The sequence below is a fragment of the Streptomyces sp. NPDC104096 genome (assembly GCF_055584385.1).
Map to the genome: position 1 here is coordinate 117,253 of NZ_JBVJMD010000021.1, position 13,792 is coordinate 131,044.

13 protein-coding genes are annotated in these 13,792 nt (G+C 74.5%); 6 read left to right on the plus strand and 7 right to left on the minus strand.

The features are described from left to right. Positions 1 to 10 precede the first annotated feature (10 nt). Entirely contained in the window at positions 11 to 895 is an 885-nt protein-coding gene (locus ACZ60B_RS22380) for a metallophosphoesterase family protein (RefSeq protein ID WP_469389554.1), read from the plus strand. A 141-nt stretch (positions 896 to 1,036) separates the two neighbouring features. Further along, positions 1,037 to 2,536 (plus strand): MFS transporter, encoded by a 1,500-nt coding sequence (locus ACZ60B_RS22385; protein WP_469389556.1) that lies wholly within the window; start codon positions 1,037 to 1,039, stop codon positions 2,534 to 2,536. A gap of 90 nt (positions 2,537 to 2,626) precedes the next feature. On the opposite strand, the gene ACZ60B_RS22390 is transcribed toward ACZ60B_RS22385, so the two are convergent. The 4 genes from ACZ60B_RS22390 to ACZ60B_RS22405 form a co-directional block, all read right to left on the minus strand. Beyond that, entirely contained in the window at positions 2,627 to 3,193 is a 567-nt protein-coding gene (locus tag ACZ60B_RS22390) for a hypothetical protein (RefSeq protein WP_152894491.1), read from the minus strand. Positions 3,194 to 3,262: 69 nt separating this feature from the next. Beyond that, entirely contained in the window at positions 3,263 to 4,921 is a 1,659-nt protein-coding gene (locus ACZ60B_RS22395; RefSeq protein WP_469389559.1) for a PTS transporter subunit EIIC, read from the minus strand. Positions 4,922 to 4,937: 16 nt separating this feature from the next. Continuing rightward, positions 4,938 to 5,873: an N-acetylmuramic acid 6-phosphate etherase gene (gene murQ / locus ACZ60B_RS22400; protein WP_469389561.1), complete on the minus strand. Its 936-nt coding sequence runs from the start codon at positions 5,871 to 5,873 to the stop codon at positions 4,938 to 4,940. Positions 5,874 to 5,978: 105 nt separating this feature from the next. Then, positions 5,979 to 6,899 carry a MurR/RpiR family transcriptional regulator gene (locus ACZ60B_RS22405; RefSeq protein ID WP_469389563.1) on the minus strand — a complete coding sequence of 307 codons (921 nt, stop codon included), beginning with the start codon at positions 6,897 to 6,899 and terminating at the stop codon, positions 5,979 to 5,981. 55 nt (positions 6,900 to 6,954) lie between these two features. On the opposite strand from ACZ60B_RS22405, the gene ACZ60B_RS22410 reads away from it, so the two are divergent. Further along, positions 6,955 to 7,338: a hypothetical protein gene (locus ACZ60B_RS22410; protein WP_469389565.1), complete on the plus strand. Its 384-nt coding sequence runs from the start codon at positions 6,955 to 6,957 to the stop codon at positions 7,336 to 7,338. Positions 7,339 to 7,393: 55 nt separating this feature from the next. Then, positions 7,394 to 7,672, plus strand: a complete 279-nt coding sequence (locus tag ACZ60B_RS22415) for a DUF4031 domain-containing protein (RefSeq protein ID WP_469389567.1) — start codon at positions 7,394 to 7,396, stop codon at positions 7,670 to 7,672. Here ACZ60B_RS22415 and ACZ60B_RS22420 read toward each other — a convergent pair. Together ACZ60B_RS22420 and ACZ60B_RS22425 are read right to left on the minus strand one after the other, a co-directional pair. Next, positions 7,654 to 8,724: a GNAT family N-acetyltransferase gene (locus tag ACZ60B_RS22420; RefSeq protein ID WP_469389587.1), complete on the minus strand. Its 1,071-nt coding sequence runs from the start codon at positions 8,722 to 8,724 to the stop codon at positions 7,654 to 7,656. The two genes, ACZ60B_RS22415 and ACZ60B_RS22420, sit on opposite strands and share 19 nt — an antisense overlap. A 51-nt stretch (positions 8,725 to 8,775) precedes the next feature. After that, the gene (locus ACZ60B_RS22425; RefSeq protein ID WP_469389569.1) at positions 8,776 to 9,438 is read right to left on the minus strand and encodes an HD domain-containing protein; all 663 of its coding nucleotides are present in this window, start codon (positions 9,436 to 9,438) and stop codon (positions 8,776 to 8,778) included. 261 nt (positions 9,439 to 9,699) lie between these two features. On the opposite strand from ACZ60B_RS22425, the gene ACZ60B_RS22430 reads away from it, so the two are divergent. Continuing rightward, positions 9,700 to 10,371: a maleylpyruvate isomerase family mycothiol-dependent enzyme gene (locus ACZ60B_RS22430; protein WP_469389571.1), complete on the plus strand. Its 672-nt coding sequence runs from the start codon at positions 9,700 to 9,702 to the stop codon at positions 10,369 to 10,371. A gap of 128 nt (positions 10,372 to 10,499) precedes the next feature. Then, entirely contained in the window at positions 10,500 to 11,192 is a 693-nt protein-coding gene (locus ACZ60B_RS22435) for a copper homeostasis protein CutC (protein WP_469389573.1), read from the plus strand. Positions 11,193 to 11,518: 326 nt separating this feature from the next. On the opposite strand, the gene ACZ60B_RS22440 is transcribed toward ACZ60B_RS22435, so the two are convergent. Continuing rightward, positions 11,519 to 13,576 (minus strand): HelD family protein, encoded by a 2,058-nt coding sequence (locus ACZ60B_RS22440; protein ID WP_469389575.1) that lies wholly within the window; start codon positions 13,574 to 13,576, stop codon positions 11,519 to 11,521. Positions 13,577 to 13,792: the final 216 nt, after the last annotated feature.

Below are 13,792 nucleotides of genomic sequence, written 5' to 3' on the forward strand. Positions count from 1 at the left end.
CGTGCGGCGGATGAGGATCCTGCATCTGTCCGACACCCATCTGGAGCGGACCGACGAGCCCAACCGGCACGGCGTGGACGCCACCGGGTCCCTGCGGCTGATGCTGGCCGAACTGGCCGGTCAGCGCGACATCGACGCGGTCGTCGTCACCGGCGACCTGGCGAACGACGGCGCGGTGGAGGCGTACACGACCGTCCGGGAGGCCGTGGGCGCGTTCGCGCGGACCTGGGACGCCCCGGTCTTCTTCACCACCGGCAACCACGACGAGCGCCAGGCCTTCGCGAAGGTGCTGGGCAGCGGACACCTGGGCGCGGACGGGGCGGACCGGGCGGCCGCCGTCCTGCCGGGGCCCGAACGGGCCGCCGTCGGCGAGGTGGACGGCCACCGCTTCGTGACGCTGGACTCGCTGGTGCCCGGCGAGGTCTACGGGCGGCTGGGGGAGACCCAGCTCGCCTGGCTGCGCGAGGTGCTGGCCACGCCCGCGCGGCACGGCACCGTGCTCGCGCTGCACCATCCGCCGATCTGTCTGGACGTGCCGACCCAGCGGGCCTTCGGCCTGCTCGACGCGGACGCCCTGGCCGACGCGATCCGCGGGACGGACGTACGGGTCGTGCTCGCCGGGCACTTCCATCTCCAGCTCTCCGGCTTCCTGGCGGGCGTGCCGGTGTGGGTCACGCCGGGCGTGGTCAACCGCATCGACCTGACGACCCGGCCCGGCACCGAACGCGCGGTACGCGGCGCGTCCGCCTCGCTGGTGGAGCTCGGCGGGACGGCGGGGCCGATGTTCCACACCTTCCACGCGCGCGACCCGCGGGCCCACGAGACCGTCTACGAACTCGACGAGGAACGCACCCGCGAGGTGCTCGCCCGGTACGGGCCCCCGGACCCGCGATAAGCCCCGGGACGGCCCCGGGGCTCGGGCGCCCCGGGGCCGGGCGTGCAAGTTTTCGCTTGCTTAAGTCAATCAATCGACTTAAGGTTGCCTGAGTCAAGCACATTGGTGCGTCCGCACGTCCACTCCCACGGAGGCCTCTTCATGTCCGACGCTCCTGTCCGGCCCACAGCCGCCGGGGGATCCGCCCCGCCGAGGTCGAACGCAGTGGTGGCGGTCCTGGCCTTCGCCGGAATCGTCGTCTCGCTGATGCAGACCCTGGTCATCCCGATCGTCCCCGAGCTGCCGAAGTACCTGAACGCCTCCGCCTCCGACGCGGCCTGGGCGGTCACCGCCACCCTGCTCGCCGCGGCCGTGGCCACGCCCGTCGCCGGCCGGCTCGGCGACATGTTCGGCAAGCGCAAGCTGCTGCTGGTCAGCATCGTGCTGCTGGTCTCCGGCTCGGTGGTCTGCGCGTTCAGCGACTCGCTGGTCCCGATGATCGTCGGCCGTGCCCTCCAGGGCCTGGCCGCCGCGGTCGTCCCGCTCGGCATCAGCATCATGCGCGACGAACTGCCGACGGAGAAGCTGGCCGGCTCCATCGCCCTGATGAGCGCCTCGCTGGGCGTCGGCGGTGCCCTGGGTCTGCCCGCCGCGGCCTTCATCGCCGACAACTTCGACTGGCACGTCCTGTTCTGGACCTCCGCGGCCTTCGGCGTCGTCGCCTTCGCGCTGGTCCTGACCCTCGTACCGGAGTCCGCGGTGCGCACCGGGGGCCGGTTCGACTTCGTCGGCTCGCTCGGCATGGCGGCCGGACTGGTCTCCCTGCTGCTGGCCGTCTCCAAGGGCGGCGACTGGGGCTGGGGCAGCGGCACCACGCTCGGCCTGTTCGCCGTCGCGGTCGTGGTCCTCGTCGCCTGGGGCTTCTACGAGCTGCGCACCACGACACCGCTGGTCGACCTGCGCACCACCGTCCGCCGCCAGGTCCTGTTCACCAACCTCGCCTCGATCGCCTTCGGCTTCTCGATGTTCGCGATGGCGCTGGTCCTGCCGCAGCTGCTCCAGCTGCCCACCCAGACCGGCTACGGCCTCGGCAAGTCGATGATGACCGCCGGTCTGGTGATGGCTCCGCAGGGCCTGGTCATGATGGTGTTCGCCCCGGCGTCCGCGGCCATCACCAAGGCCAGGGGCCCGAAGGTCACCCTGATGATCGGCGCGGTGATCGTCGCCGCCGGGTACGGCCTGAACATCGTCCTGATGTCCGAGGTCTGGCACCTGATCCTGGTGTCCTGCATCATCGGCGCCGGTGTCGGCTTCGCCTACGGCGCGATGCCCGCGCTCATCATGGGCGCCGTCGACCCGTCCGAGACGGCCGCGGCGAACGCCCTCAACACCCTGATGCGGTCCATCGGCACCTCGGTGTCCAGCGCCGTCGCCGGAGTGATCCTGGCCAACATGACCATGAACCTCGGCGGCTACGCCCTGCCGTCCGAGAACGGCTTCAAGGTCGTCATGGCCCTCGGCGCGGGCGCCGCCGCCCTCGCCTTCGTCCTCGCCGGCTTCCTGCCCGGCCGCCGGCCGGCCGCCACGGCGGGCGAGCCGGACCGGCAGCCCGGGAGCGAGGTGGCCGACGGCGCCGCCGAGGTCTCCGGAGCCACGGCGTAGCACGCGCCGCACGCGCGTCCACCGCACGGCCGCCGCCCCGCACCGACGGGACGGCGGCCGTCCGTCGTCCCGGCCCGGCGCGCTACGGGATCAAAGGTTCCCGAGCGGTTCGATGTCGACCTTCACCGGTGTGCCCCACACGCGCAGCACCTCGTAGTCGGTGAACTCGTGCACCAGCCGGTAGGCCATCGCGGGCCGGGAGCCGCGCCGCTGGGCGGCGATGAACAGCTCCGCCTCCCGGCGGTCGCGGCGCGGGGTGCCGCACAGCTGCCACTCCTGTCCGTTCCACAGTTCCGGCAGCCAGCGCTGCTGCGGCTGCGGCCGGTCGGCGCGCACCCCGTAGCGGGACGGGCCGGTGGCGGGCTGCGGGTTGGCGGCGGGGCCGTTGATCTCGGAGCGGCGGGCGGCCCGGCGCCGGGTCTCGCACAGCAGGCACAGGTCGGGGGCGGCGGTGTCGACCGGTCCGTTCGGGTGCTCGGCGCACCGGGTGCTGGGCGCGGCCGTGGTGACGCTCTCCTCCAGCAGGTCCAGGGCGCGCCGCAGATCCGCCCTGACCTCGTGCAGCCGGGCGTCGGGCGTGTCGGCGTTGAGGGCCTCCCCGTGCTCGCCGAGCAGGCGGAGAGCACGACCGAGAGCCGTGAGCTGGGCGTGATTCATGTCGGTCGGCGTAGTCCTTGGGCTTCTCGGTGTCGAGCGCGATGCCGACGGGGGAGGGAAGGTCGACGGTCACTCTCCAGGGTACGAGGAGGCCCGCCGATGGTGACCGTCCTCGCGGGCGGAGGGCTGGGAAGCGGTCTTGGCGGAGGCCGGGGCGGTGGCCCGGGCTGGGGTCGGGCCTGAGGCCGAGGCGGCGGTCTCTGCGGAGGCCGGGTCGGGGGCCGGGGCGGTGGTCCGGGCCGGGGTCGGGTCGGGGGCCGGGGCTGCGGCCGAGGAGGTGGTCTTGGCTGAGGTCGGGTCGGGGGCCGGGGCCGCGGCGGCCGTCCGGGCGGAGGCCGGGGCGGCGGTCCCGGTGAGGTGGCCGAGGCCGAAGAGGTAGGTCGCGGCGAAGCCGACCGCGTACCCCGTCAGCAGCCCGCCCGCGTAGATCGCCGCCGCGGCGGCCGGTCCCCTGTTGCCGGCCAGCAGCGGGAACAGGGCCCAGCCCGACGGGCCGATCGCCTTCGCGCCCACATGGTCGCCGAGCATCGCGAAGCAGCCGATGAAGGCCCCGCCGGCCGCTCCGCCGGCGCAGGCGGTCAGGAAGGGGCGGCCCAGGGGCAGGGAGACGCCGTAGACCAGGGGTTCGCCGACGCCCAGCAGACCCGCCGGGAGCGCCGATCTGATCGTCGTACGGATGGAGGTGTCGTGGCGCAGGCGGACGTACACCGCCAGTGCCGCGCCCACCTGGCCCGCGCCCGCCATCGCCAGGATGGGCAGCAGGACCGTGCTGCCCTGCTGCTCGATGAGGGTGGTGTGGATGGGGATCAGCGCCTGGTGCAGGCCCAGCATGACCAGCGGCAGGAACAGGCCGCCGAGGACCAGGCCCGCGAACGCGCCCGTGGTCGACAGCAGCCAGTTCGCGGCCGTGCCGATCGCCGTCGCGACCTGTCCGGCCGCGTACATCAGGCCGTACAGGGTGGCCAGGCCGGCGACCAGGACCGTGAGGGCCGGGGTGAGCAGGACGTCCAGGGCGTCCGGGACCCGGCCGCGGCACCACTTCTCGACGTACGTGCCCAGCAGGGCCGCCGCCAGCGCCCCCAGCACCCCGCCCTGGCCGGGCGCGAGCGCCGTCCCGAACACCGTCACCTTCGCGACCCCCGGGTAGACCACCACGGCCGCCACCGCGCCGCCCAGGATCGGTGTCCCGCCGAACTCCTTCGCGGTGTTGTGGCCGACGAACACGGCGATCAGGGCCATGAACGCGGAGGCCACGGCCGACAGGGCGGGGGCGAGGCCGGGCAGCAGGCCGTTGTTCACCAGCAGCCCGGCCACGCCCGCGAGCACCCCGCAGCCGATCAGCGCCGGGATCAGCGGCACGAAGACGTCCGCCACCCGGCGCAGCACCGCCTTCGCGGGAGCGGCGTCGCGCCGCCGCTCCCCGGACGGCGCGGTACTCCGGGCCGCCGGGTCCCCGGCCGCCGTGCTCCGCACCAGTTCCTCGAACTGCGCCGTCACCCGGGCCACCGCCCCCGGTCCCAGGACGATCTGGTACGACGTGTCGTCGGTGACGACACCGAGGACGCCCGGCAGGGCGCGCAGCGACCGCAGCGCCTCCTCGTCGACCCGCGCGGGATCGGCCAGCCCCAGCCGCAGCCGGGTCATGCAGTGGGCGACGGAGGTGACGTTGGCGGGGCCGCCGACCAGGGGGAGGATCGCGGCTGCGGTGGAAGCGGGATCGGTGCGCACCCGTCGAGCGTGCGGCTCAGTCCCCGGCCGCCGCCAGCGCGGCGCGCAGATGGCCGTGCGACTCCTCCAGAAGGCGGCCGGCCGTCGGCCCGTCCACCCCGGCCAGGATCGCCAGGATGGCGTGCTTCACCTCGCCGCCGGTGGCGGTCAGCGCCCGCTCGATCTCCGGGTCGGCCGCGCCGGTGGCGAGCGCGACGATCCGGCGGGAGCGGGCGCGCAGCTTCTCGTTCGAGGCGCGGACGTCGACCATCAGGTTCCCGTACGTCTTGCCCAGCCGGATCATCGTGATCGTCGAGATCATGTTGAGCACCAGCTTCTGTGCCGTGCCCGCCTTCAGCCGGGTGGAGCCGGTGAGCAGTTCGGGCCCGACGACGATCTCGATGCCGTGCTCGGCGGCGGCGGCCAGCGCGCTGCCCGCGTTGCAGGCGAGCCCGACGGTCAGCGCGCCGCGCGCCCGGGCGTGCTCCACGGCGCCGATCGCGTACGGGGTGCGCCCGGAGGCCGAGACGCCGACCACCGTGTCGTCGGCGGTCAGGGCGAGGGCGTCGAGGTCGGCCCGGGCCAGCTCCCCGGAGTCCTCCGCGCCCTCGATCGAGGTGACCAGGGCGTCGGGGCCCCCCGCGATCAGGCCGACGACCTGGCCGGGCCGGGTGTCGAAGGTGGGCGGGCACTCGGAGGCGTCCAGCACGCCGAGCCGGCCGGCCGTCCCCGCCCCGGCGTAGACCAGACGCCCGCCCCGGGCCATCCGTTCCGCCACGGCGTCGATCGCGGCGGCGATCTGAGGCAGCCGTGCGGCGACCGCGGCGGGTACGGAGGTGTCCTCGCCGTTCATGAGCCGGGCGAGGTCGAGGGTGGGCAGCCGGTCGATGTCGGCGAGTTCCGGACGGAAGGCCTCGGTGGTGAGGGTCTCCAGCTCGGAGCGGAGGTCGTGCTGAGGAGACGTGGAGGTCATGGCTGTGGCTCTTTCGTGTCCTGCGGGTCGACGGTCGGTCCTGCGCGTCGTGCACGGCCCCGCCGGCCCGCGTCGCCGCGGGCGGGGCGGCCGCCGTGGCCAGGTCTACCGATGCCGGTGGGCCAGCGCCTCGTACGACGCGGCCAGCGCCGGACCCGCCGTGTCGTACGTCCGCTGTGCCACTCCCACGAACAGGCAGTCCACCACCAGCAGTTGACTGGTGCGGGAGGACATCGCCGCGGGCCGCAGTTCACTCTCCCGGGCCGTGGACGTGGTCAGTACGTGATCGGCGTACTGGGTGACCGCGCCGGTGGGCCGCCCGGTGATCGCCACCGTCGTCGCCCCGCGCTCGAACGCGACCCGCAGCGGCTCGATGACGTCGCCCGTGGACCCGGAGTGCGTGATCGCGATCGCCACGTCCCCCGCCCGCAGTTGCACCGCGTTGGTCACGGCGAGATGCGGGTCGCTGTGCGCGTGGGCTATCAGCCCTATGCGCAGCAGCTTCTGGGTGAGGTCCTGGGCGACCAGCCCGGACGCCCCGATGCCGTACACGTCGATGCGGCGGGCGGTGGCGGCCGCGGCGACGGCCGCGCCGAGCTGCACGGTGTCGAGCCCGGCCGCGGTGTCGGCGAGGGTCTGCTGCTCGTCGTAGGCGAGCTTGGCCACCACGTCGGCGATCGGGTCGTCGACCGCGATGTCGGTGGTGATCGCGGGGGCCCGCCCGGACTGCTGCTGCGCGGCCAGGCCGGCGAGGGCGAGCCGCAGGTCGCGGTAGCCGGGGTAGCCGAGCAGCCGGGCGGTGCGCACCACCGTCGCCTCGCTGGTGCCGGTGAGTTCGGCCAGGCCGGTGACGGTGAGGGCCGCGCAGCCGGCCGGGTCGCCCGCGACGGCCTCGGCGACGCGCTGCATGGAGCGGGTCATCGACGGGGCGAGCGTGCGGACCTTGGCCGCGAGGGCGGCGGGGGCGGGCGGGCCCGCGCCGGGTGAACCGGAGCTGCCGAAAATTTCCTTCACGTCCTGGGTCACCCTTGAAAGATATTTTCGGCTCGGTGTCGGGGTCAAGAGTGCGCACAATGGGTGCATGGATCCCATCAGCCCCCTGGAGAAGGCGCTGCACGCCGCGCGCGCCCTGGTGCTCGCCGACCTGGTCGCGGGCCAAGTGGCGGAGGCGGACGTGGTCTCGCTGGTCGAGGACTCCGTGGTGCAGCGGCGCTGGTGGGCGGAGCAGTGGCCGGACGGTCTGGACTACGTGGCCGGGCTGGTCGCGCAGGACGTCCAGGACGCGCTGCTGGAGCGCTACGGCCGCTGGCCGCTGTGCCCGGTCTGCGCCTCCGGCGACCCGCACGCCCTGGACGTCGAACCGGAACTCGGACCCGACCCGCACTGGGTGTGCCACCAGGCGGGCGTGAAGGTCGCGGCGGTGGGTGCGCTCGGGTCGGCCGCGGACGGGACGCCCTCGTCGTGAGAGACCGGACGAGGACGCCCCCGGCGGTTTCCGCGCGGATCCCCGGGGCACGCCCGTGACGATCTACATCGATCCGCCCACCTGGCCCGGCCACGGCCGGGTGTGGTCGCACGTCGTCAGCGATGTCTCCTTCGACGAACTGCACCTGTTCGCCCACGGGTTGGGGGTGCCGCGGCGGGCCTTCGAGCGGGACCACTACGACCTTCCCTCGCACCGCTACGCCGACGCGGTCGCCGCCGGTGCGGTCGAGGTCAGCAGCCGTGAAGTGGTGCGGCTGCTGCACTCCTCGGGGCTGCGCCGGCCGAAGGGCCGCGCTCAGCGGCCCAGTTCGTAGGCGAGTTCTCCGTCGTCCGCGGTGTCCGTGTCGACCCGGGTGAACCCGGCCCGGGACAGCACCGCCCGCGAAGGCGCGTTGTCCCGGTCGACGGTCGCGAACACGGAGCGTACGTCGTCGCGGGCCAGCGCCCACTCCGACAGCGCGCGCAGCGCCTCGGTGGCGTGGCCCCGGCCGCGCGCCCCCTCGACGAGGTCGTAGCCGACCTCCGCGCGTCCCTGCTCGTCGGGGGCGCCGTGGAAGCCCATGCCGCCGACCGCGCGGCCGTCCTCGGTGCGTACGAGGACGAACACGCCCCACTCGGGCCGGTGCACCCCGGCCTCGTACGCCTTCACCAGCATCCCGGCGGCGTCCCGCGTCCCCTCGAACGGGCCGCCCTCGATCCACTCGAACCCGCCGTCGCCGCCCTGGCGCAGGTCGCGGGCGGCGGCGGGGGTGAGGCCCTGGAGGGTGAGACGGCCGGCCGGGATCACGAGGTTGTTGCTCCAGCGCCAGTCGGTGACGGGGGCGCGCCCGGGCAGATCGCCGCGACCGGTGGCCCACAGGAGGGTGGACCAGGGCGTCGGGCCCGGCCGGACCTGCGGGAAGATCCGGGTGAGGACGGCCTCGGCGAGGTCCGGGGAGGGCTCGTAGGCGATCCCGAGGCCCTCGGCGATGTCGTGGGTGTGCAGCAGCACCTCGGTGACGCCCATCGCGGCGAAGCCCTCGCGGTTCGCGCTGCGGAACGGGAACGGGTGGAAGGCGCGGACCTCGCGCGGGGTGGTGCGCAGGGTGGCGACGAGCAGGGCCCCGGTCGTCTCGACGACCTGGAGGACACCGGCGTTGTCCGCCGGGTCGAGTCCGTCGTCGTCCCCGTCGAGGGTGATCTCGAAGGGGACGTATCTGTGCTGCGCCCGGCCCGCCAGCTGTCCGGCGTAGGCGAGGAGGGCGCCCGCCATGTGCTTGGCCGTCTCCCGGCAGTCCCACTCCAGCCGGCCGGCCTTCACCGCGGTCCAGTCCGTGTCCACGGCCTCGCCCAGCGTCGCGACACAGCCCGCGACGGCCTCTTCCACCTGTTCCCCGCCCCATGCATGCATGGGGTGCAGCGTAGGGGCGGGCCGTCCTCAGAGCGACAGCATTTCCAGCTCGGAGCGGAGGTTGTGGCGCGCCGTGGCCTCCCAGCGCTCCGCGGCGAGCGGGGTGCGGAACAGCCCGGGCAGGTCGAGGAGTTGACGCAGGACCGCCGACCGTCCCGCGCGGAAGGCGTCGTCGGGGACGAAGTGGTACTCCTGGCGGACGGCGGCCGTGTAGGCGGCGTACGCGCCGGGCGCCCCGGCCAGCACCGCGAGGTCGGCGTCGCACAGCACCTGGCCGTTGCGGTCGTCCTCGGCCGGGTCGTGGCCGACGGTCAGCCGGACCAGCCGGGCGACCTCGGCCGTGCGCGCGGCGCCGACGCCGGCCTCGGGCAGCGCGCGTTCGGCGAGGCGGGCGGAGCGCTCCTCGTTCTCCGACCGCTCCGGCAGGTAGACCGCGTCGTGGAACCAGGCGGCCAGCCGCACCGCGGCGGGGTCGTCCGTGTACTCCTCCAGCGTGTCGACGTGGTCCAGGACCGCGGCCAGGTGGGCGACCGTGTGGTACCTGCGCTGCGGTTCCGACCAGCGGCGCAGCAGCTCGTCGGCGTACGGCCACGGGTCGGGGTCGCGGGCGCCCTCCCGGGCCGCGAGCAGGGTGGGCAGCCAGCGCGAACGCAGGGCGTGCAGAGCGTCGGGATCGACGTGTTCGGCCATGTGGCCATTCTCCCGCCGAGGGCGCCGTCCCCCTAGGGCCTGCCGTTCGGATCAGCCCGGCGTCGCGGGGTGTGGTGCGCACATCTGCGGCGTTGTCGTCACTCGCCGACGTCCCCCAGCCTTCGGCCGGGAGGTGCCCCCACCGCGTCGACTCCCTCCTCCGCCTTGCAGCTGCACGCACCACACCCCGCTCGGCTCCGCCGAGCAGTCACGTTGGCCATGGCCGGCCTGATCCGAACGACAGGCCCTAGCGTGGTGGTCATGACTGACTGGACATCCGAGGAACGGGACCCCGAGCTGCCCGGGCGGCTCCTGACGATCGAGCGGGACTCGCTGATCCCGCTGCTGCGGGCCAGGACGGACGACGACTTCGCGCTGCCCACCGAAGCGTGTCCGGGCTGGACGGTGCGCGATGTGCTGGCGCACGCCTCGGCCGCGCTGAGCCGGGTGGTGGAGGGCAGGTTCGAGGAGGGCGTCTTCTCGCCCGAGTCCAACGACCGCGACATCGCCGAGCGCGCCGGGTGGACGAACGCGCGGGTCGTCGACGAGCTGGAGCGCGGGATGACCGAGGCGGGGCCCGTGATCGCCCGGACCGACGGGAGGCTCGACGGGATCGCGGTGGGTGAGTGGGTGCACGCCGGGGACGTACGGGAGGCGCTCGGGGAGCCGGGCGCGTACGCCGGGGACGGACTGCCGTACGCGCTCACGCTCCTCGCCCGGATCAGCCGCGAGCGCGGCCGGCTGCCGCTGCACGCCGACCTCGACGACCGGGACGAGCCGCTGGCCCTGGGCGACCATCTGGCCGGGCGCACCCCGGCGCGCTACATCGGCGACGCCGCCACCCTCGTACGGCTGTACGCGGGGCGTCCGGTGCGGAGCGGCTCGTACGAACTGGCCGGTGCGCGGGAAGGGGAACTGAACCTCTTCGACTGACCGGGGCGTCGGCGCGGGCCGTGTGGCTCTCGCCGGTCCCGGGTCGGTGGGCGTACTCTGAGATTGGACTAGACCTATAGTCGCGCCGGGGGCCCGGGGAATCCGGGCGGCCCAAGAGAAGGGGACCTATGAGCACGCGTGCAGTCCTGGAGGTGATCGCCCTCGACGTCGTGGACGCGGTCGCCGCCCAGGCCGGAGGCGCCGACCGCCTCGAGCTGGTCACCGACATGGCCGCCGACGGGCTCACGCCGTCGGTCAGGACCTTCGCCGGCATCCGGGACGCCGTCGACATCGGTCTGCGCGTGATGCTCAGGTTCGAGGACGGCTTCACGGCGGGCGACCTCGACCGGCTGGCGCAGGCCGCCCGCGAGCTGCGGGCGGCCGGGGCCACCGAGTTCGTGCTCGGCTTCCTCGACGGGCACGGCGGCGTCGACCTGGACGCGGTCGAGCGGATCGTCGGCGAGCTGGAGGGCGCCCCCTGGACCTTCCACCGGGCCATCGACCGTGCCGCAGACCGGGACGCCCTGCGCAAGCAGCTCGACGGCCTGCCGGGACTGGACACCTACCTCACCGCCGGTTCGCCGAACGGCGTCGACGACGGTCTGCCCACGCTGCTCGCCGAGGCGACCCGGCGCGGGGAGCCCGGCTACGAGCCGCGGATCCTCGTCGGCGGCGGCCTCCGGCTCGACCATGTGCCGACGCTGCTCGACGCGCGGATCGACGGCTTCCACATCGGCGGCGCGGCACGGCCGGACGGCTGGTCGGGCCCGGTGTCGGCCACCGCGGTCGAGGAATGGCGGCGGGCGGTCGACGGGGAGTGACACCGGGCGCGACGCCGGGAGCGGCCGCCGGGTGACGGCCGGTGCCCCGTGGTGCTGAACGCCTGGGGCCGATCGCCTCGGGCCGATCGCCTGGCGCTGACCGCCCGTGCCGGCCGTCCGGCGTCGATCGACCGTCGCCGACCGCTCGGTGCCGGCCGCCCGTGCCGACGGCCCGGCGTCGTCGCCCGGCTCCGGCCGCCCGAGGCCGGTCGCCCGGCGGGGCGGGGTGGCGTGGCGCGGCCGGACGGCTGGTCGGGCCCGGTGCCGGCCGCCCAGGTCGAGCAGGGGCGGCGGCCGGCGCGCCGGTCAGCCGGCCGGCGTGCCGGTCAGCCGGCCGGCGTGCCGGTCAGCTCGTCCGGGAGCGGGGCCGCGTGGGTGACGATCAGGCCCGACACCGCCCGGGTCAGCGCCACGTACAGGCGGCGCAGCCCGGTGCGCTCGTCCGGTTCGCCGTCCACCACGGCCCGCGGCTCGTCGAGGACCACGTAGTCGTACTCCAGGCCCTTGGCGAGCGAGGCCGGGACCAGGGTCAGCCGGGTCTGCCGGGTCGTCTCCTCGCCGGGCGCCAGATACGCGAGCCCGGCCGCGGTGAGCGCCTCGGCGAGCGCCGGGATCCGGGCGTCGGCCGCGATCAGGCCGGTCGAGCCCTCGTTGCCCAGCAACTCCGTGCAGGCCGCGACCACTTCGTCGGTGCCGGTGACCGGGCGCAGGTCGAAGAAGCCCGGGTTCTCCCGGACCGACGCGACCGGGGTCAGACCCGGGGCGATGTGCGGCAGCAGCCGGGAGGCGTAGGTGATGACGTCCGTCGGCACGCGGAAACCGGCGGTCAGCTCCTCGACCACACCGTCCGACTTCCCGAGGTGCGTCAGCGCCTCGTCCCAACTCCGGGTCGCCCACGGGGTGGTGCCCTGCGCCAGATCGCCGAGCACGGTCGCCGAACCGGTGGTGCAGCGTCGGCCCACCGCCCGGTACTGCATGGGCGAGAGGTCCTGCGCCTCGTCCAGCACCACATGCCCCAGGGAGTGCGTCCGCTGGATCAGGTCGGTCGCCTCGTCGATCAGCACCGCGTCGGCCAGGGACCACTTGGCCGCCCTGACGCTCCGCGCGGGCCTCGTCCACAGGACCGCCTTCTGCTCCTCCTCGGTGAGGATCCCGGCCGCGTGCTCGGCGAGGAAGTCCGCCTCGGCCAGCAGCCGCAGCACGAGCTTCGCCGGGTCGACGAGCGGCCACAGCTCCTTCACCGCCGCCTTCACCGCGCTGTTGCGGGCCACCGCGTCCTGCACCCGGTCGTCCGGCGCCTCGCCCGACCGCTCCATCTGCACCAGCACCGCGTGCGCGACGCGCTGCGGCAGGGCCTCGCGGGCGGCGCCGTAGCGCATGTCTCGCGCCAGCAACTCGCGGACGATGTCCTCCAGTTCGTACGCGGGCACGCGCCAGCGCCGGGAGCCGCGCACCACCACGACCGGCTCGGTGGGCAGGGTGACATGGGAGTACAGGGCCCGCCTGAGCACCTCGGCCATCCGGGCGTCGCCCTTGACGACCGCGGCCGCCGCGTCGTCCGCGCCCCGGATCTCCACCAGGCCCACCAGGTCGTCGACCGTGGCCTGCCGGACCGACAGCTCGCCCAGCGCGGGCAGCACCTGCTCGATGTAGTTCAGGAAGGACCGGTTCGGTCCGATGACCAGGGTGCCGGTGCGGGCGAGCCGCTCCCGGTGGGCGTACAGGAGATAGGCGACCCGGTGCAGGCCGACGGCCGTCTTCCCGGTCCCCGGGCCGCCCTGCACACAGACCGTCCCGCCCAGCCCGCTGCGCACGATCTCGTCCTGCTCGGGCTGGATGGTGGCCACGATGTCCCGCATCGGTCCGACACGCGGGCGCTCGATCTCCTGCTGGAGCAGCTTGCTGGTGCGCGCCGTCTCGGCGGGGTCCGAGAGGTGCTCGTCCTCGTACGCGGTCAGGTCGCCGCCGGTGTAGCCGAAGCGGCGGCGCAGCCCGACGTCCAACGGGTCCTTCTTGGACGCCCGGTAGAACGGCTGGGAGACCGGCGCACGCCAGTCGATCACCATCGGGTCGCCGTCCCCGTCGTGCACGTGCCGGCGCCCGATGTAGAACTGCTCGCCCTCCGCGCCCTCGGCCTGCGCGGCGCCGGGAGCGTGCAGGTAGTCGAGCCGGCCGAAGAACAGCGGGGTGTCGCTGAGGTCGGCCAGCGCCTTGATGCGGTCGTCGATCTGGCGGGCGAGGACCTCGGCGTTGACCCAGTTCGCGGTGACGTCGCGGATGTCGAGGGACTCGACGTCCTCGCGCATCGCGCGCAGCGCGGCCCGGGACGAGGTGAGGTGGGCGCGCTCGCGGGAGAGGGGATCGTCGGCGGACGGCGTGGACAAGGGGGTGCCTCCGGGGCCTGCTGCGGGATGAAGACTGGTGCGCCGTGGCCGGTGGGCGGCCGCGGGGATGCCGCCCGGTTTCCGTCCGGCCGGCCGCGCTCCGCGAGGGAGGCGGGCAAGAGCGGAGATTCTAGGCGAGCGGGCGGCCCGGAAGCGAACGGTTTTCCACCCCCGGGTCCGCCTCGCGTCCACCCCCGGGTCCGCCTCGCGTCCACC

Excerpts from the sequence above, each read along its gene's own strand:
- ACZ60B_RS22425 (WP_469389569.1), bottom strand. The coding sequence starts at position 9,438 with ATGGCCGAACACGTCGATCCCGACGCTCTGCACGCCCTGCGTTCGCGC.
- ACZ60B_RS22410 (WP_469389565.1), top strand. The coding sequence starts at position 6,955 with ATGGATCCCATCAGCCCCCTGGAGAAGGCGCTGCACGCCGCGCGCGCC.
- ACZ60B_RS22385 (WP_469389556.1), top strand. The coding sequence starts at position 1,037 with ATGTCCGACGCTCCTGTCCGGCCCACAGCCGCCGGGGGATCCGCCCCG.
- ACZ60B_RS22435 (WP_469389573.1), top strand. The coding sequence starts at position 10,500 with ATGAGCACGCGTGCAGTCCTGGAGGTGATCGCCCTCGACGTCGTGGAC.
- ACZ60B_RS22430 (WP_469389571.1), top strand. The coding sequence starts at position 9,700 with ATGACTGACTGGACATCCGAGGAACGGGACCCCGAGCTGCCCGGGCGG.
- ACZ60B_RS22390 (WP_152894491.1), bottom strand. The coding sequence starts at position 3,193 with ATGAATCACGCCCAGCTCACGGCTCTCGGTCGTGCTCTCCGCCTGCTC.
- ACZ60B_RS22380 (WP_469389554.1), top strand. The coding sequence starts at position 11 with ATGAGGATCCTGCATCTGTCCGACACCCATCTGGAGCGGACCGACGAG.
- murQ (WP_469389561.1), bottom strand. The coding sequence starts at position 5,873 with ATGACCTCCACGTCTCCTCAGCACGACCTCCGCTCCGAGCTGGAGACC.